General features: G+C 69.9%; 12 protein-coding genes. 4 read left to right on the top strand and 8 right to left on the bottom strand.

Annotated features, from left to right (window positions below; translation table 11 throughout):
• The first annotated feature begins 161 nt into the window (after positions 1 to 161).
• Both OG241_RS44510 and OG241_RS44505 read left to right on the top strand, forming a co-directional pair.
• Complete coding sequence (locus OG241_RS44510; RefSeq protein WP_405824056.1) at positions 162 to 3,077, top strand: glycoside hydrolase family 48 protein; 2,916 nt, start codon at positions 162 to 164, stop codon at positions 3,075 to 3,077.
• Between the two features lie 145 nt (positions 3,078 to 3,222).
• The gene (locus OG241_RS44505; protein WP_405824054.1) at positions 3,223 to 5,910 is read left to right on the top strand and encodes a cellulose binding domain-containing protein; all 2,688 of its coding nucleotides are present in this window, start codon (positions 3,223 to 3,225) and stop codon (positions 5,908 to 5,910) included.
• A 42-nt stretch (positions 5,911 to 5,952) separates the two neighbouring features.
• On the opposite strand, the gene OG241_RS44500 is transcribed toward OG241_RS44505, so the two are convergent.
• The 3 genes from OG241_RS44500 to OG241_RS44490 all read right to left on the bottom strand — a co-directional run bounded on the left by OG241_RS44500 (position 5,953) and on the right by OG241_RS44490 (position 9,063).
• The gene (locus tag OG241_RS44500; protein ID WP_405824052.1) at positions 5,953 to 7,869 is read right to left on the bottom strand and encodes a rhamnogalacturonan lyase; all 1,917 of its coding nucleotides are present in this window, start codon (positions 7,867 to 7,869) and stop codon (positions 5,953 to 5,955) included.
• A gap of 117 nt (positions 7,870 to 7,986) precedes the next feature.
• Positions 7,987 to 8,736 carry a class I SAM-dependent methyltransferase gene (locus OG241_RS44495; protein WP_405824050.1) on the bottom strand — a complete coding sequence of 250 codons (750 nt, stop codon included), beginning with the start codon at positions 8,734 to 8,736 and terminating at the stop codon, positions 7,987 to 7,989.
• A 21-nt stretch (positions 8,737 to 8,757) separates the two neighbouring features.
• Positions 8,758 to 9,063: a 4a-hydroxytetrahydrobiopterin dehydratase gene (locus OG241_RS44490; RefSeq protein ID WP_405824049.1), complete on the bottom strand. Its 306-nt coding sequence runs from the start codon at positions 9,061 to 9,063 to the stop codon at positions 8,758 to 8,760.
• 238 nt (positions 9,064 to 9,301) lie between these two features.
• On the opposite strand from OG241_RS44490, the gene OG241_RS44485 reads away from it, so the two are divergent.
• On the top strand, positions 9,302 to 10,165 hold the full coding sequence (locus OG241_RS44485; protein ID WP_405824047.1) for a helix-turn-helix domain-containing protein: 864 nt from the start codon (positions 9,302 to 9,304) through the stop codon (positions 10,163 to 10,165).
• A 68-nt stretch (positions 10,166 to 10,233) separates the two neighbouring features.
• Positions 10,234 to 11,049, top strand: coding sequence for an SAM-dependent methyltransferase (locus OG241_RS44480; RefSeq protein WP_405824045.1), 816 nt, complete (start codon positions 10,234 to 10,236; stop codon positions 11,047 to 11,049).
• Between the two features lie 94 nt (positions 11,050 to 11,143).
• On the opposite strand, the gene dnaK is transcribed toward OG241_RS44480, so the two are convergent.
• The 5 genes from dnaK to OG241_RS44455 form a co-directional block, all read right to left on the bottom strand.
• Complete coding sequence (dnaK, locus tag OG241_RS44475; RefSeq protein ID WP_405824043.1) at positions 11,144 to 13,021, bottom strand: molecular chaperone DnaK; 1,878 nt, start codon at positions 13,019 to 13,021, stop codon at positions 11,144 to 11,146.
• Between the two features lie 99 nt (positions 13,022 to 13,120).
• The gene (locus OG241_RS44470; RefSeq protein ID WP_319094690.1) at positions 13,121 to 13,549 is read right to left on the bottom strand and encodes an OsmC family protein; all 429 of its coding nucleotides are present in this window, start codon (positions 13,547 to 13,549) and stop codon (positions 13,121 to 13,123) included.
• Between the two features lie 77 nt (positions 13,550 to 13,626).
• Complete coding sequence (locus OG241_RS44465; RefSeq protein WP_405824041.1) at positions 13,627 to 15,429, bottom strand: DUF2201 family putative metallopeptidase; 1,803 nt, start codon at positions 15,427 to 15,429, stop codon at positions 13,627 to 13,629.
• Positions 15,426 to 16,487 (bottom strand): ATP-binding protein, encoded by a 1,062-nt coding sequence (locus tag OG241_RS44460; RefSeq protein ID WP_405824040.1) that lies wholly within the window; start codon positions 16,485 to 16,487, stop codon positions 15,426 to 15,428. The genes OG241_RS44465 and OG241_RS44460 overlap by 4 nt, the downstream gene beginning before the upstream one ends.
• A gap of 112 nt (positions 16,488 to 16,599) precedes the next feature.
• Positions 16,600 to 18,726 carry a phage holin family protein gene (locus OG241_RS44455; RefSeq protein ID WP_405824038.1) on the bottom strand — a complete coding sequence of 709 codons (2,127 nt, stop codon included), beginning with the start codon at positions 18,724 to 18,726 and terminating at the stop codon, positions 16,600 to 16,602.
• Positions 18,727 to 18,812: the final 86 nt, after the last annotated feature.

The following is an 18,812-nucleotide window of genomic DNA, read 5'->3' as shown; positions in this document are numbered from 1 at the left end:
GTTTCCATCAGATGTCGCCGTCGAATCAATTCGAGTCTTCAAACACCTTGACCCTTGACACACCTGTCCCCACTATGGGAGCGCTCCCACTGGTTCAAGGCTTGTTGCTCCTCCCCACATCTCCACGAGCACCTCCGAGCCCGCTAGGAGGAACCAGCACCATGCACCCCCATCGCAGACGCCGTGTCACGCGGCGGTTCTGGACCGCTGCCGTGGCAGCCCTCACCCTCCCTCTGACCATGCTCGCGACCGGCACGACTCCCGCTGAGGCAGCGGCGGTTCAGTGCAGCGTCGACTACAAGACGAATGACTGGGGCTCCGGTTTCACCGCGGATCTGACGATCACCAACCGCGGTACGGACGTCATCAACGGCTGGACACTGACGTACGCCTACGCGGGCAACCAGAAGCTCAGCAACGGCTGGAACGGCACCTGGTCCCAGTCCGGCCAGACGGTCACCGTGCAGAGCGCGACGTACAACGCGACGATCGCCGCCGGTGCGGCGGTCAGCACCGGCGGACAGTTCACCTACAGCGGCGCCAACGCGGCGCCGACGTCGTTCGCCATCAACGGCACGACCTGCGCCGGGGCCCACCAGCCGCCGGTCACTGTGCTGACCAGCCCGGCGGCGGGCGCGGTCTACTCGCAGGGCACCGCGGTGCCGATGGCGGCCACGGCTGCCGCCGCGGACAGCGCGACGGTCACCAAGGTCGAGTTCTACGACGACACCACGCTGCTCGGCACGGACACGACCGCGCCGTACACGTACTCGGCGACCTCGCTGGCCGTCGGAAGTCATTCGCTGCTGGCGAAGGCGTACGACAGCCTGGGCGCCTCGGCGCCGTCCACGCCGGTCGGCATCACGGTCGCCTCCGGTCCCGCCGTGGTCGCCGTACCTACCCAACTCGGCGTCCAGCAGGGCAAGTCGGGGACGTACGACGTCAAGTTGTCGACGCAGCCGAGCGCCAACGTGACCGTGTCGACCGCTCGCGCGAGCGGCAACACGGGACTGTCGGTGACGGGCGGCGCCTCGCTCACCTTCACGCCGGCGAACTGGAACACGGCGCAGAAGGTGACGATCACCGCCAACGCGACGGGCACCGGATCGGCGGCGTTCGACTCGACGGCCACCGGCCACGCCAAGGCGACGGTCACCGTCACCGAGCTGGCGGCCTCGAAGGTGTACGACGCCCGGTTCCTGGACCTCTACGGCAAGATCACCAACCCGGCGAGCGGCTACTTCTCCCCCGAGGGCATCCCCTACCACTCGGTCGAGACGCTGATCGTCGAGGCGCCGGACCAGGGCCACGAGAGCACGTCGGAGGCCTACAGCTACCTGCTGTGGTTGCAGGCCATGTACGGCAAGGTGACGGGCGACTGGAGCAAGTTCAACGGCGCCTGGTCGATCATGGAGCAGTACATGATCCCCACCCACGCCGACCAGCCGACCGGCTCCTTCTACAACGCCTCGAAGCCGGCGACGTACGCCCCCGAGTGGGACCTGCCGAGCCAGTACCCGGCCAAGCTGGACACCGGCGTGTCGGTCGGGACGGACCCGATCGCGGCCGAGCTGAAGAGCGCGTACGGAACGGATGACGTCTACGGTATGCACTGGCTCCAGGACGTCGACAACGTGTACGGCTACGGCAACTCGCCCGGCAAGTGCGAGGCGGGCCCGACGGACACCGGCCCCTCCTACATCAACACCTTCCAGCGCGGACCGCAGGAATCGGTGTGGGAGACCGTTCCGCAGCCGACCTGCGACGCGTTCAAGTACGGCGGTACGAACGGGTACTTGGACCTGTTCACCGGCGACGCGTCGTACGCGAAGCAGTGGAAGTTCACCAACGCCCCGGACGCCGACGCGCGCGCCGTGCAGGCCGCGTACTGGGCGGACGTCTGGGCGAAGGAGCAGGGCAAGAGTGCCGACGTCTCCACGACCGTCGGCAAGGCGGCGAAGATGGGCGACTATCTGCGCTACTCCATGTACGACAAGTACTTCAAGAAGATCGGCAACTGTGTCGGCCCGACGACCTGCCCGGCCGGTACCGGCAAGGACGCCTCGCACTATCTGATGTCCTGGTACTACGCGTGGGGCGGCGCCACCGACACCTCGGCCGGCTGGGCCTGGCGCATCGGCTCCAGCCACACGCACGGCGGCTACCAGAACCCGCTGGCCGCCTACGCGCTCAGCTCGTCCGCCGATCTGAAGCCCAAGTCGGCGACAGGGCAGGCGGACTGGTCGAAGTCGCTGGGCCGGCAGCTCGAGTTCTACCGCTGGCTCCAGTCCAACGAGGGTGCCATCGCGGGCGGCGCGACCAACAGCTGGGCAGGCCGCTACGCGACTCCGCCGGCCGGTACGCCGACCTTCTACGGCATGTACTACGACCAGCAGCCGGTCTACCACGACCCGCCGTCCAACCAGTGGTTCGGCTTCCAGGCGTGGTCCATGGAACGGGTCGCCGAGTACTACCAGCAGACGGGCAACGCGGCGGCGAAGGGCATCCTGGACAAGTGGGTCGACTGGGCGCTGTCCAAGACGACCATCAACCCGAACGGTACGTACCAGATCCCGTCGACGCTCCAGTGGTCGGGCGCCCCCGACACCTGGAACGCCACAACTCCGGGCGCCAACGCGGGACTTCACGTCACCGTCGCCGACTACACCAACGACGTGGGGGTAGCGGCGGCGTACGCCAAGACGCTGACGTACTACGCCGACCGCTCCGGTGACACCGAGGCGGCGACGACGGCGAAGGCGCTCCTCGACGGCATGTGGTCCAACTACCAGGACAGCCTGGGCATCGCCGTCCCGGAGACCCGCACGGACTACAACCGCTTCGACGACGCCGTCTACGTGCCGTCGGGCTGGACCGGGAAGATGCCGAACGGCGACACGGTCAACTCGTCGTCGACGTTCGCCTCGCTCCGTTCCTTCTACAAGAGCGACCCCAACTGGTCGAAGATCGAGGCGTACCTGGCCGGTGGCGCCGCGCCCTCGTTCACCTATCACCGGTTCTGGGCCCAGGCGGACATAGCCCTCGCCATGGGTTCGTACGCGGAGCTACTCGAATAGCCCCCGCCCGGTCCGACCGGACCTGAGCCCCGCGTACCGCGCCGGGCGGCCCCTTCCCGCACTGGGGGCCGCCCGGTGTCGTGTCCTGCTCTCTCCCCCACCCCCTCACCACCCAAAGAGACCTCTTGTCGAGAGGACCCCCACCATGCGAAGAACCCGAATCGTCACGGCCGTACTGGCCCTGGCCGCAGGCCTGTTGGCGGGCAGCCCGCTCGCGCTCGCCGCCCCGTCCGCCGCCGAGGTGACGCTCGCCGCCGACACGTACACGTGGAAGAACGCCCGGATCGACGGCGGTGGCTTCGTCCCCGGCATCGTCTTCAACCGTACCGAGAAGAATCTCGCGTACGCCCGTACCGACATCGGCGGCGCCTACCGCTGGCAGGAGTCGACGAAGACGTGGACCCCGCTGACGGACTCGGTCGGCTGGGACCGCTGGGGCCACACCGGAGTGGTCAGCCTCGCCTCCGACTCCGTGGACCCGAACAAGGTGTACGCGGCTGTCGGCACGTACACGAACAGCTGGGACCCCGCGAACGGGGCCGTGCTGAGGTCGGGTGACCGGGGCACGAGCTGGCAACGGACCGACCTGCCCTTCAAGTTGGGCGGCAACATGCCCGGCCGCGGTATGGGCGAGCGGCTCGCCGTCGACCCGAACAAGAACAGCATGCTGTATCTGGGCGCGCCCAGCGGCAAGGGGCTGTGGCGGTCGACGGACTCGGGGGCGAGCTGGGCGCAGGTGGCGAACTTCCCCAACGTCGGGAACTACGCCCAGGATCCGACCGACACCAGCGGGTACGCCAGCGACAACCAGGGGATCGTCTGGGTCACCTTCGACGAGGCGACGGGGACGGCTGGCAGCGCGACCCGCACGATCTATGTCGGGGTCGCCGACAAGGACAACGCGGTGTACCGCTCGACGGACGCGGGGGCGACCTGGTCACGGTTGGCCGGCCAGCCCACCGGCTATCTGGCCCACAAGGGCGTCCTGGACGCGAAGAACGGCTATCTGTATCTGCCGTACAGCGACAAGGGCGGCCCGTACGACGGCGGCAAGGGCCAGTTGTGGCGGTACGCGACGGCGACCGGCACCTGGACGAACATCAGCCCGGTCGCGGAAGCGGACACCTACTACGGGTTCAGCGGGCTGACGATCGACCGGCAGAAGCCGGGCACGGTGATGGCGACGGCGTACAGCTCGTGGTGGCCGGACACCCAGCTCTTCCGCTCCACGGACAGCGGCGGCACCTGGACGAAGGCCTGGGACTACACCTCGTATCCCAATCGCGCGAACCGCTTCACGATGGACGTCTCGTCCTCGCCGTGGCTGACCTTCGGCGCGAACCCGTCGCCGCCCGAACAGTCGCCGAAACTGGGGTGGATGACGGAGTCGCTGGAGATCGACCCGTTCAACTCGAACCGCATGATGTACGGAACCGGCGCGACGGTCTACGGCACCGAGAACCTCACCAACTGGGACAGCGGCGGCCAGTTCGACATCAAGCCTATGGTCCAGGGTCTGGAGGAGACGGCGGTCCTCGACCTGGCCGCTCCCCCGTCGGGCGGCGCGGTGCTGCTCAGCGCCCTCGGTGACATCGGCGGCTTCCGGCACACGGATCTCACCAAGGTCCCCTCGATGATGTTCACTTCACCGAACTTCACCACCACCACGAGCCTGGACTACGCGGAGACCAACCCGGGGATCGTGGCCCGCGTGGGCAACCTGGACTCGGGCCCGCATGTCGCGTTCTCGACGGACAACGGCGCCAACTGGTTCGCGGGGACGGACCCTTCGGGCGTCTCGGGCGGCGGCACGATCGCCTCGGCGTCGGACGGCAGCCGGTTCGTGTGGAGCCCGGCGGGCACGGGGGTGCAGTACGCGACGGGCTTCGGTACATCGTGGTCGGCGTCGTCGGGCATCCCCGCGGGCGCGATCGTCGAGTCGGACCGCGTGGAACCGAAGACGTTCTACGGCTTCAAGTCAGGCAAGTTCTACGTGAGTTCGGACGGCGGCGCGACCTTCACCGCGTCGGCGGCCACCGGCCTCCCGGCCGGCGACACCGCGCGCTTCAAGGCGCTGCCGGGCACGAAGGGCGACATCTGGCTGGCGGGCGGCGCGTCGGACGGCGCGTACGGCCTGTGGCACTCGACGAACGGCGGTACGACGTTCACCAAGCTGGCGAACGTCGACCAGGCCGACACGATCGGCTTCGGCAAGGCGGCGACAGGAGCGTCGTACCAGACGCTCTACACCAGCGCGAAGATCGGCGGCGTACGCGGCATCTTCCGCTCCACGGACAAGGGGGCGACCTGGACGCGTATCAACGACGATGCCCACCAGTGGGGTTGGACTGGTGACGCGATCACCGGTGACCCGAGGGTGTACGGGCGCGTCTACGTGTCGACGAACGGGCGGGGTGTCATCTACGGCGATACGTCGGACACGAGCGGTGGGGGCGGCGGCGGAGGCACGGACCCGACACCGACACCCACGCCCACCCCACCCACACCCACGGGGGCCTGCACGGTGACGTACAAGGTCACCAGTGAGTGGTCGGGCGGCTTCCAGGCGGACGTGACACTCGCCAACACCGGCACCACCGCCTGGAACGGCTGGTCCCTCGGCTGGTCCTTCCCGAACGGCCAGACCGTCTCCCAGCTCTGGAACGCCGAGTACACCCAGTCGGGTACGGCGGTGACGGCGAAGAACGTGAACTGGAACGCGAACGTGGCGGCGGGCTCGTCGGTGAGCTTCGGCTTCACCGGCAACTCACCGGGCACGAACGGCAGACCGACCGCCTTCAAGCTGGGCGACCAGAGCTGCACGGTCGCCTGAACCGGTGGGTGCGTGTCCGGCGGGACACGCACCCACCCTCGTTCACGGTGTGTAGACCGTCGGCCTCGGTGCCGTCGGCATGTTGTTGCCGATGAAGAAGCTCGGGTGCGGCGGCTGGTTGTATGCGGTGTTCTGCCAGGCGATGCCTGTGCGGTACATCGTGTCGTGGAGAAGGGTGGTGATCCTCGTCGTCGTCTCGATCGGCGTCGAGTAGATACGCAGGGCCGTGTTGTCGCTCGTCGCCCAGACGACCTCCTCGCGCCAGTCGCCGAAGAGGTCCCCGGAGAGTGCCGGGGTGGCCTTCGTGCCGTTGTTGGAGTGGACGGACGCGCCGGTCAGCAGACGGGTGTCCGAGGACGTGCCGTACTTGTCGATGTGCGTGCCGTCCAGGAGTTCACGGACCGGGTCGCCGTCCCACCAGGACAGGAAGTTGACGGAGGACGGTTCGCGGCCCTTCGTGGCGCCGGCCTCGTCGCGGATCGAGGAGTCCGACGCCGACCACACCTCCGCTCCGTCGTTGCCCGCCCAGATGTCCCCGGCGACTCCCCGGCCGTTGTCGCAGCAGGCGGCGAGCTTCCAGTCGACCGTGCCGCTGGCCGGGTCGATGTACAGCTCGGCCGGCTGGGAGGTGCCCTCGGACACCTTGAAGTACTCCAGGCCCGCGTGCGCCGGATCCAGATCGCCCAGATGCTGGGCGTCGCCGTGCCCCGTCTTCGTCGTCCACAGCCCGTTGCCGTTGTCGTCGACGGCCATCGCCCCGTAGACGATCTCGTCCCTGCCGTCGCCGTCGACGTCCCCCACGGACAGGCTGTGCGAGCCCTGACCGTCGAATCCCTTGCCGCTGTTGGTGGAGGAGCTGGAATCGAAGGTCCAGCGACGCGTGAACGCCCCGTTCCGCCAGTCCCAGGCCGCCAGCACCGTACGTGTGTAGTAGCCGCGCGCCATGATCAGGGAGGGGCGGGCGCCGTCCAGGTAGGCGGTGCCGGCGAGGAACCGGTCGACCCGGTTGCCGTAGGAGTCGCCCCACGACGACACGGTGCCGCGCGCCGGGACGTAGTCGACGGTGCCCATCGCCTTGCCGGTCTGCCCGTTGAACATGGTCAGGTACTCGGGCCCGGAGAGCACGTATCCGCTCGAATTGCGGTAGTCCGCCGACGAGTTGCCGATGACAGCGCCGGTCCCGTCGACCGTCGCGTCCGCCGTCTTCATTGCGACCTCGGCCTTGCGGTCGCCGTCGTAGTCGTACACCTGGAACTGTGTGTAGTGCGCGCCCGAGCGGATGTTGCGGCCCAGGTCGATGCGCCACAGCCGCGTACCGTCGAGCTTGATCCCGTCGATGATCGTGTTGCCGGTGTATCCCGACTGGGAGTTGTCCTTGGCGTTGGTGGGCTGCCACTTCAGTACGAAGTCGAGGGCGCCGTCCCCGTCCAGGTCGCCGACCGAGGCGTCGTTCGCCTCGTAGGTGTAGGCGACACCGTCGGGGGTCGTGCCACCGGCGGGCGGGGTGATCGGAACGTCCTTGTATCCGGTGCGGAACTGGATCGCGTGGACGGAGTCGGCCTGTTCGACCCCACCCACGATCGCCCGTACCGTGTAGTCGGCCTGGGCCGGCGCGCCCGAGTGGAAGTAGTTCGTGGAGCCGGTGACCGGCGTCGAGTTGACCTTCGTCCCGGCCCGATAGACGTTGAAGGACACGTCGTTCGGGTCGGTGCCGAGCCAGCGCCAGCTGACCAGGTTTCCGCTGTCGGTGTGCACACTGACGACACCCCGGTCGAGCGCCTCGACCTGACGGGCGGTGGCGGCCTCGGCCGGTGTCACGGAGAGTGACACCAGCCCTGCGGCGGCGAGGACTCCGGCGCTCACGGCGGCCAGCAGAGTCCGGCGTCCGGTGCGGATGGGGATGGGGGTGCGGGTACGGGTGGGGGAATGAGACTGGGCATACGGCTGCGGGTGCTGCACGGAACCAACCTCCTGCGGGGCGGACGGGTTGCACTTCCCAGTCGCCGCCGCTCGCAGGCGAGTTGCCGCTCAGGCACCCCAAGTCGGCTCATCTCGCGGCGAGTTCTCTCGCCGACCTCAGGAGGACCGCGGCTTCCGGAACGCCCGCAGTGTGAACACCGGGTCCGGGCGGGGCCGGTCCTGGTCCGGTAACTCCGCCAGGCGGGCGGCGAAACCGTCGGCCAGCGGGCTTCCCGGCGGTAACGTCATGAACCATCCGCGCCGCAGGTCCGCGACGGCCCGCCGGGGACTGCGCCCCTGACCACGCCCCCGAAAGCGCGCTTCCCCGGCCGGTTCCAGCCCGTGCCCGACGGCATGCGCCTCGACGACGACGGCGGCGTCCGGCGCCGCACGCCAGGGGCGCGAGGCGAGAATTGCGTCGATGTCACTGCCCACGTTGTGCGAGGCACCCTTGTCGACGGTGGTGACATAGACCCCGCCCGGCCGCAGCACCCGCGCGCACTCCCCGACAATGGCCCGGACGTTCTCGTCCCGCCCGGCGAGATGCAGCAGCCAGACACTGGTCACCGCGTCCAACATGCCGTCCGCAAAGGGAAGTTGACGACTGTCGGCAAGTACGACGGCGCCGGGGAGCCGAGCCGCGGCCCGTCTGGCCATCGCGTCGGTCAGATCGACGCCCGCCACCCGCATCCCGGCCCGCCCCGCCGCGAGCCGCCGGGTGACGATGCCCGTACCGCACCCCACGTCGAGCAGGCTGCGCGCCTCTTCGGGTACGAGGCTCAGCACGGCCTGTGCGGCAGCCGCCGCCCTGGGCTCGCCGCCTCGCGAGGCGTCGTAGCGCTCCGCCTCCTGGCTGTAGTCCAGCACGATCGCGTTCCCGCGGCCCGGTCAGCTCGCCCCGTGGCCCGGCGCGAGGGCCTCGACTCTGCGCGCGAGCTCGAAGTCGAGGTCCGTGACGGCCCCGCCCACGCTGTGGGTGTTCACGGTGAGTGACACGGTGTTGTAGCCGAGGGTGAGGTCGGAGTGGTGGTCCAGCTCCTCCTGGACCTGGGCGATGTGGACGACCATCGCCGTGGCGGCGAAGTGCGAGCCGAGGCGGTAGGAACGGGCGATCCGGTCCCCGTGGAGCGACCAGCCCGGCAGCTCCGCCAGCCGGTCCTCGATCTCCTTCTGCGGCAGCGGTTCGAGGGGCATGACCACGCTCCTTCCCTGATGTGGGGTGCACTCCCAGCGTGCCACAGGCCGGGCGTTCCGGCCCAGGTCAGGAGGGGTCGGACCGACGATGTGGCATATGCCGTCCGACGCGGGCGAAGCGGTTCGGGAACGCCGGGGCGCTCGCCTCCCCGGCGATCCCTGTGGCCAGAACCTGTCAGAGCGACAGCGGAACGTGACACACTGCTCGCGATACTTCGGCGCGTAGGGGAGGCGTGGCGTGAGTGAGCGGCGGGCTGCGCCCACCGTGGGCCAAGTGGTGCTCGGACGTCGGCTCCAGGAGCTGCGCGAGGCCGCCGGGCTGAAACGGGAAGAGGCAGCGCGGGTCCTGCGCGTGGCTCCGGCGACCGTACGGCGGATGGAGATGGCCGAGGTCTCCCTCAAAATCCCTTACGTACATGTGCTGTTGACTGCGTACGGCGTCCCCGAGGACGACGTGGCCATGTTCGTGGACCTGGCCGAGGAGGCGAACGCGCCCGGCTGGTGGCAGCGGTTCTCCGACGTCCTGCCGGACTGGTTCAGCATGCATGTGAGCCTGGAGGGCTCCGCCCGGCTGATCCGGAGTTACGAACCGCACTTCGTGCCCGGCCTGTTGCAGACCCCGGAGTATGCGCGTGCCGTCATGGAGGCGGGGACGATCGGGCACGCGGGTCCCGAGGCGGTCGAGCGGCATGTGTCGCTGCGCATGGCCCGGCAGAAGCTGCTGACCCGCGAACACCCGCCCCACCTCTGGGTGATCATCGACGAGACCGTGCTGCGCCGGCCCGTGAGTATCGACGGACAGGTGATGCGCGACCAGCTGGACCGGCTCCTCGACGTGTCGGAGAGCGGCCATGTCACCATCCAGGTCGCCGAGTTCATGGACGGCCCGCATCCGGGCACGTCAGCGCCCTTCGAGCTGTTCCGCTTCGCCGAGCCGGAACTGCCCGACATGGTCTACACCGAGTACCTGACCGGTGCGCTGTATCTGGACTCCCGCCACGAGGTGGCGGCGCACCTGGAGGTTCTGGACCACATGACGGCGGGTGCCGCGTCGGCCCAGCGCACCAAGGAGATCATCGCCGAGTACCGCGACGGCTACTGAACAACGGCCTCGGCCAAGGGACTTGAACAACTTCACCACGGATCACGGAACTTGAGGAGCGACACCGCATGACCGCACCCGAGGGCGCGCCCACCCGCGTGGACACCAGCAGACCCCACCCCGCCCGGGTCTACGACTGGTGGCTCGGCGGCAAGGACAACTACCCGGTGGACGAGGAGCTGGCCCGCCGGATCCTCGCCGTGGACGGCACGGTGCTGCGCGGCGCGCGCGCCAACCGCCGGTTCATGCAGCGGGCGACACGGGCCGCCGCCGAGGCGGGGATCCGCCAGTTCCTGGACATCGGTACGGGCATCCCCACCGAGCCGAACCTGCACCAGATCGCCCAGAGCGTCGCCCCCGACGCCAAGGTGGTGTACGCGGACAACGACCCGATCGTCCTGCGCCACGCCCAGGCCCTGCTGCACGGTACGACCGAGGGCACAACCGACTACGTCCACGCCGACGCCCGCGACCCTGAGACGATCCTGCGCCTGGCCGGCGAGTCCCTGGACTTCACCCGGCCCGTGGCACTGTCCCTGGTCGCGCTGACCCACTACCTGGGCGACGAGACCGACGGCGACGATGTGCACGGCCTGCTGAAGACGTACGTCGACGCGCTCGCCCCCGGCAGCTACCTGGTCCTCTCTCAGGTCACCCCGGACCTCAGCCCCGAGGCCATCACGAAGGCGGCCGAGCACTTCCGGCGCAGCGGCACCCCCTTCTTCCCACGCCCGCTCGCCGAGTTCCACCGCTTCTTCGACGGCCTCGAACTGCTGGGCCCCGGCATCATCCCCGTCTACGGCTGGCGCCCGGAACCAGAGGACGTGGCAGCCCAGGCGGAGGGCATAGTCCCGGTGTACGCGGGAGTAGCCCGCAAGCCGTGAAGCGCCCTGCCGGAAGGGGCGCGGGCCTTTAGGGGCGCGAGGAACTGCGCGAGCAACCACAACGATCCCGCACCCCGCAAACCACCTACACCCCCTACCCCTTCCCGGCACCCCCTTCGTCCCGCTCCTCATCAACAATCTCCGCATCCACCACACCCTCGTCCTCCGACGCCGCCCCGGCGTCGGCCCCCATACCGCCGCTCTCCGTCGGAGACTCCCGCTGGGCCTGCGCATACATCGCCTGCCCCATCCGCTGGCTGACGGTGGCGAGTTTCTCGACCCCCGCCCGCAGCACAGCGATGTCCGTCTCCCCGGACATGAGCGCCTTCACCTCGGCGACCGCTTCCGCGACCTCGGACTGCGCGTCCGCCGGCACCCGTTCCTCGTTGTCCCGTACGAACTTCTCGGTCTGGTAGACGAGTTGCTCGGCCTGGTTGCGTGTCTCGGCCGCCTCCCGGCGCCTGCGGTCCTCGTCGGCGTACTGCTCGGCCTCCCGCATCAGGCGGTCGATGTCGTCCTTGGGGAGCGCCGAACCGCCTGTGACGGTCATCTTCTGTTCGCGGCCGGTGGCCAGGTCCTTCGCCGAGACATGCATGATCCCGTTGGCGTCGATGTCGAAGGCGACCTCGATCTGCGGCACGCCACGCGGGGCCGGCGGCAGCCCCGTGAGGTCGAAGACCCCCAGCTTCTTGTTGTACGCGGCGATTTCACGCTCGCCCTGATAGACCTGGATGCCGACCGATGGCTGGTTGTCGGTGGCCGTCGTGAAGATCTCCGAACGCCGGGTCGGGATCGTGGTGTTGCGCTCGATCAGCTTGGTCATGATGCCGCCCTTGGTCTCGATGCCCAGGGACAGCGGGGTGACGTCGAGCAGCAGGACGTCCTTCACGTCACCGCGGATGACACCCGCCTGGAGTGCGGCTCCCAGGGCGACCACCTCGTCCGGGTTGACGCCCTTGTTCGGGTCCTTGCCCGTGAGTTCCCTGACCAGTTGGGTGACTGCGGGCATCCGGGTGGAGCCGCCGACCAGGATCACGTGGTCGATCGCGGAGAGCTCCACACCCGCGTCCTTGATCGCCTGGCTGAAGGGCTTCTTGCAGCGGTCGAGCAGATCGGCGGTGAGCTCCTGGAACTGAGCGCGCGTCAGTTTCTCCTCGAGGTGCAGCGGTCCCTCGGCGGAGGCGGTGACGTAGGGCAGGTTGACGGTCGTCTCGGAGGAGCTCGACAGCTCGATCTTGGCCTTCTCCGCGCCCTCGCGCAGCCGTTGCACCGCCATCTTGTCGGCGCCGAGGTCGATGCCGTACTGCCCCTTGAAGCGTTTGACGAGGTGGTCGACGATCCGCTGGTCCCAGTCGTCGCCACCGAGTCCGGTGTCGCCGTTGGTCGCCTTGACCTCGATGACTCCGTCGCCGATCTCCAGGAGCGACACGTCGAAGGTGCCGCCGCCCAGGTCGAAGACGAGCACGGTCTGTTCCTCGCCCCGGTCGAGACCGTACGCGAGGGCGGCGGCCGTCGGTTCGTTGATGATCCGCAGCACCTTCAGCCCGGCGATCTCGCCGGCCTCCTTGGTGGCCTGCCGCTGGGAGTCGTCGAAGTACGCCGGCACGGTGATCACCGCGTCCGAGACGTCCTCGCCGAGATACGCCTCCGCGTCCCGCTTCAGTTTCTGCAGTACGCGCGCGGAGAGTTCCTGGGCGCGGTAGCGGGTGCCGTCCACGGATCCCTGCTCGGGGAACCGCCAGTGCCCGTCCCCCATATGGCGCTTGACGGAGCGGGCCGTGCGCTCCACGTTCGTCACGGCCTGCCGCTTGGCGACCTCGCCGACAAGCACCTCGCCGTTCTTCGCGAAGGCCACGACGGACGGTGTGGTCCGCGCCCCCTCGGCGTTCGCGACGACGGTGGGCTCACCGCCCTCCAACACGGCAACCACCGAGTTCGTGGTCCCGAGATCGATCCCGACCGCACGTGCCATGGCTGTCCCCTTCCGCCGGTCTCCTCCTTTGACGTACCCCGGAATCGACGATGCCGCGCACCTCGGGTCGAGGGGCGCGGCAGGGCGGGTGAGCGAGCGTCAGGCGAGCTTCGCCGACAGGGTGATCGTCGTACCGGTCAGGGCCTTGCTGACCGGGCAGTTCTCCTTGGCGTCCTCGGCGGCGGCGACGAAGGCGTCCTCGTCGAGGCCGGGCACGGTGCCTTCCACGGTGAGGTGGATGCCGGTGATGCCCTCACCCGGCTGGAAGACGACGTCGGCCGAGGTCAGCAGCTTGGTGGCCGGGGTTCCGGCGCCGGCCAGGGCGTGCGAGAAAGCCATGGAGAAGCAGCTGGAGTGGGCGGCGGCGATCAGCTCCTCGGGGCTGGTCTTGCCATTCGCGTCCTGGGCGCGCGAGGCCCACGTCACGGGCTGCTCGGCGATGGCGCCGGAGGAGTCGAAAGTGACAACGCCGCTGCCCTCCAGCAGGTTGCCTTCCCAGACGGTGTGTGCAGAGCGCGTGGTAGCCACGGTTCTTCCTTTCGCGTGTGGTCCCGGTGCCGGGGTTCCGTATCCCCCATCCGATCACACTCCGGCCCACTTCCGGCTCACTGCACGCGAAAGACCGGCCCATGGGCGGTGAACGGCAGACGAGCACCCTGCGGAATCAGATACGCGTGCTCGCGCCGCACCCGCAGAACGTCGCACCAGCCGTCCGTGATGACCAGTACGGGTGCCCCCGGCGGGAAGTCGTCGGCCCTGTGCAGCAGGTCGACACCCGGCTGCAGCACGGTCCCACCGCGCCCGTGCACCCGGACCCGTTCGGCGATCTCCGCGACCGGCAGATAGCCCGCGTCGTGCGCGGCGGCATCGCAGAACACGACGCGCGCCGCCGGTACGTCCCGTGCGCCGGCGTACGAGGCGATCGCGCCCAGCGCCTTCCCGAGCAGCGTCCGGTCCATCGACCCGGAGGTGTCCAGCACGACCCCGAAGGTGCAGCGGGCGATCTCCTCGGGCGGGAAGTACCGCCCCGCACGCGGGATGTCGGGGGTGGACGACTGGCGGCGCGAGGGGCGCGCGTACGACCGTACGGGCTCCGGGCGGGGCACGAACTCGTCGAACCAGCGGGCGAGTTGGGCGTCCCAGGGCAGCGGCGGATGGTTCAGCGCGCGGATCTCCTCCACCAACCCGGCGGGCAGGTACCCGCGTTCGTGCTGCTGGTGCAGGTTCAGCCCCTGGCCGAGGCCGCGGCGGTAGAACTCGTCGAGGTCGACGTAGTCGCGCGGCGAGCCCAGCGGGGCGCCCAGGACGTCGCAGGCGCCCTTCCCGCGCAGGGTCGACAGCCGGCGCATCCGGCGCAGGTCGTTCGCGATGCGGTCGTACACCTCCTCCGCCGAGAGGTCGCTCAACTCGACGTCGTACAGGAGCCCTTCGGGCATGGTGCCGACCTCCATCCGCACCAGCCAGCCGTTGACGACGTAGTCGCAGGCGACGTTGAAGAGGTACGGGTCGCGGGTGCCGCAGCGGTCGCCGTGGCGCAGGGCGGCGTGCAGCATCTCGTGGGCGAGGACGAACCGCCATTCCTCGTCGTCCAGGTGACACAGCGGGTTGACGTAGATCTCGCCCGCCTCCGCGTTCACGGCGGCGACGGAGATGCCGTGCGCGTGGGCGAGTTCGAGGTCGGCGACGAGCTTGATGCCGGCGGCGATCCCGCCGAGCAGCGGGTAGGAGGTGACGAACCAGCTCAACGCCTTGTGCCAGGGCCGTACTTGAGCCGACTCGTCGGACATCGACTCGCGTCGGCCGCCGGCCACGTCCATCGCCGTCGCCATCGTCCGGGTCAGGGCGTGGGCGAAGGCGATCTGCCAGTCGGGGACCGACGGGGCCCACTTGTCGTACGGTTCGAGCCACTGGTCGGGTTCGGTGCCCGCCGTACCGCAGCGCTCGAACGCGGCCGGGATCGAGCCCGCGCGGCGCCAGCGGGCGGCGAGCTGCTCCTCGTCGCCGTCGGGGTAGGCGGACGGCAGGAGTTCGGGGGCCGTGCCGACCGGGAAGCCGAGCAGGAAACGGTTGACGACGACACAGCGGGCGGCGATGTCGTAGCGGTCGGGCTGGACGCGTTCGCCCTTCGCCGCCGGGACATGTCCGAAGCCGAGGTGGATGAGGCCGTGCGCGACCGCCCACGCCCACTCGGCCGGTTCGGCCCGCCGGGTGGGGTGGACGTGCAGCAGCCCGTCGGAGTCCGTGCGCACCAGACCGTCGACGGGCGAGAGGGCGCAGCCCTCGCTGCGGCAGGTGTAGAACTGCACCGAGCCGAGCGCCGGGTTGGCGCGCACGAGGGCCAGCCCCGCCTCGTACGCCTCCCTCGCGAGGTCCTTCTTCCGCTGCGCCGGCTTGCGCGCCCGGCTCACCGCCGCGCCTCCACCAGCCGGGGCATGTCCCGCGCCGCCTCCACCAGGAACCAGGCGGGCAGCAGGGGGTTGCCGTCGGCATCGGAGGCGATGACGCTCTGCGCGACCTCCACGGAGATCTCGGCGAGCTGCACGAGCAGCGACTTGGCTCGGTAGGCGGCCTCCCGGCCGTTCGGCGACATGTGCCCCTTGCTGACGGGGAGTTCCTTCACGAGCCGCCCGCGGAACGACTCGGCGAGGTAGTAGAGCAGGTCGCGGTCCTCGACGCGGTGGGGCCAGCGCGCGTCGCCCTTGATGATCGCGTCGATGCCGAACCGGCTGCGCACGATCTTGACGTACCCGCAGAAGGCGGTGGCGTGCGTCGGCGTCAGCGCGCCGTGCGCGATCACCTTGAGGGTCTCCTCGTCGAGCGCGGACCCGAACGAGTGCAGAGCGTCGGAGAGCATGTGCCAGGAGCGGGGCGTGGAGAAGGGCTCCTCGGTCTTCGGCGGCTTGGACCACAGGTGATCGGGCCGGTCGGTGAGGTGGTCCACGACCCACGGGTGGATGTCGTTGTTCGTCGCCCAGACCAGCCAGTCCTTCGGCGAGGCCTCCAGGTGGACATGGGCGAGGCGGTTGATCAGGGCGGAGGCGATCGGCCGGGCGAGGGCGTTGTCCGTGGCGCGGTTGCCGGCGCCGATCACGATCGAGCCCTTGGGCAGCTCGTAGTTGCCGATGCGACGGTCGAGGATCAGCGAGTAGAACGCCTTCTGGACGTCCGGCGTGGCCGCGTTCAGTTCGTCCAGGAACAGGCAGTACGGCTCGTCCCGGGCGATGGCCTCCGGCGGACAGAACACGGACCGTCCGTCGCGGATCTGGGGGACGCCGATCAGGTCCTCCGGCGCCAGTTGCGTACCGAGCAGACTCACGCACTCCAGCCCGAGCGACTCGGCGAACTCCCTTACCAGGGAGGACTTTCCGATGCCGGGGGCGCCCCAGAGGAACACGGGCCGCACGGTCGCGAGACCGAGCAGCAGCTCCGGAATCCGGGCGGGGGTGACGGTGACGGCTGCCTGCACGCAGGAACTCCAGGGGTTCGTAGGGAGCGGAGCGCGCGAAGGCGCGGGGTCCGGTACGAACAGTGTGGGTTCGCGGAAGCGGCAGCGCAGCCGATTTTCCGGCGGCCCGCGCTCAGGCGACCTGGTGGTCCCCGGAGACCTCAAGAGGCACCTGCGGCCCGTTGCACTCGCGCAGCCAGCGCCGCAGTACGCGGTGGAGCTGCTCGGCGCCGACCAGCTCCGCCCCCTCCTCGACCGCCTCCGACAGCGCGGAGGGCGCCAGCAGGAACGGCTTGCTCTGCGCCCCGCCGAGCCCACCGTGCGAGCCGATCTGCTCCTCGAAGGCGAGCACCTCGCCCTCGGCCGGGTCGTACCAGGAGTTGACCATGATGTCGGCGGTGTGCGGGAAGGTGTGCGTACGGCGCACCGCACTCGCCGCGCCGGGACCGAAGTCGGCCAGCACAGTGCCGTGTTCGTCGCCCGGTTCACCTGGCTCGTCTGGATCGCGCGGCTCACTCGCTGTGTTCGGTTCGTCCAGCGCGTCCACCGGGATCTCCACGCCGTGCGCGCCCAGCACCACCCCGCCGTGCTCCTCGCTGGCGACGAGGACGAAGCCGACGCCGGGATGGTTGGCGAGGGTGGTGAGCAGCGCGGGATGGCGGGCGTCGATCTCCTCCCTGGTCATGCGGTGATGCACGTCCGGAAAGGAGATGAGCCCGAGGTTGCCGGAGGCGAGCACCAGCGGTTCGGTGTGGTGGCCGGTGGGCACGTGGTGCCCGCCGTTCTCCTCGACGGGCCGGCGCAGCGCGGCGCGCACGGCGGCCCGCGCCTCGGCCCCGCTGTGGGTACGCCGTGCCCGGCGTGGCACGGGCAGTCCGCAGCCGGCCCGGACCAGGTCACCGAGGCCGAGCCCGTACCGGGCCCGGAAGGTCTCGCCGGGGCTCTGGCCGTGGTCGGAGAGGAGGACGATCCGGTACGGGCGGGGCGCGTGCTGGGCGACTTCCGCGATCAGCGCGGTGGCGCGGTCGAGGCGCTGGAGAACCTTCTCGGCGTCGCGGCTGTGCGGCCCGGAGTGGTGGGCGACCTCGTCGTAGGCGACCAGGTCGGCGTAGACGGCGGTGCGCCCGGCGAGCATGTCGCCCATCACGGCAGCGACGACCACGTCCCGCTCGATGACCGTCGCGAAGGCGCGGATGAAGGGGTAGAGGCCGCCTCGGGCGATCCTCGGGCGCCGTTTCCGTATCCGGGCCATGGTCGACTGGCCGATCTCGCGACCGACCTCGGCGAAGAAGGACAGGGCGGTGCGGACTGCGTTGGCGGGGTCGGAGAAGTAGGCGAAGTAGCCCGAGCGGGAACGGTTCTCCCGGCCGCGCCGGCCCGCGACGGACAGCACGAGGGCCTGCTCGTCGGCGCCGCCGCCGAAGAGGTTGCCCCGGCTGGCGCCGTCGACGGTGAGCAGTCCGCCGTCGCCGGTGCGTTCGACGGCCCGGCGCTGGAGTTCGGCCGCGCTGGTGGGCCGGTTGCAGACCATGACCTCCCCGGTGTCCTTCTCGTACCAGCGGAAGGCCGGGATGTCGTGGTTGGTGCCGTGCAGGATGCCGAGCTGGCTGGCGCCGGTCTGGCTGGACCAGTCGGTGCGCCAGGGGGTGAGCCGGTGGGTGGCGCCCAGCCAGCCCGCGACGGTCGGCATCAGCCCCTTCTCCGCGGCCCGCACCAGGACGTCGTGGCCGACGCCGTCGAGTTGCAGGAACACCACGCCCGGCGTCGTGGGGCCCTCGAACGGCCGCGCGAGGCCGCGTCGGTCGGCGAGACGGTAGAGCCGCCTTCGGTAGGCGTCGTCGTCCCGTACGGCCAGTGCCGCGCCCGTCGCCGAGGCCACGGCGGACATCACGGCGGCGACCACCACCGCCGTCTCCGGGGCCGCCTCGGGGCGGTCGGTCGGGGTCAGCCGCAGGGCGACGAGCAGCAGAGCGCCGTTGAGGAAGAAGACCAGCAGGCCGAGTACGAGGGCGGGCACGAGCAGCAGCAGCCGGACCAGTACCGGCCAGACCAGGGCCGACAGCAGACCGAAGGCGCCGGCGCCGATGGCCGCGGTGACCGCGATCCGGGTGGCGCTGTCGCCGTCACCGGTGCGGATCTGGAAGTCCGGCAGGATGCCGGCGAGCACCAGCATCGTGAGCGTCGACACGGCCCACACCGCAATGCTCCGCCCGATCTGGCTGGCGATCCGCCGCCAACGCCCCGCACCCACGTCCCGCACACCTCACGTCCCGGCCTGTCCCCACGGCGGGGCCTGTGCACACCCTGTCACAACGTGGGAGCGGAGCCCGGAGTGCCGGTCCGGCG

It is taken from the genome of Streptomyces sp. NBC_01390, from assembly GCF_045040105.1.
Taxonomy (GTDB): domain Bacteria; phylum Actinomycetota; class Actinomycetes; order Streptomycetales; family Streptomycetaceae; genus Streptomyces.
This window is presented reverse-complemented; position numbering and strand designations above follow the sequence as displayed.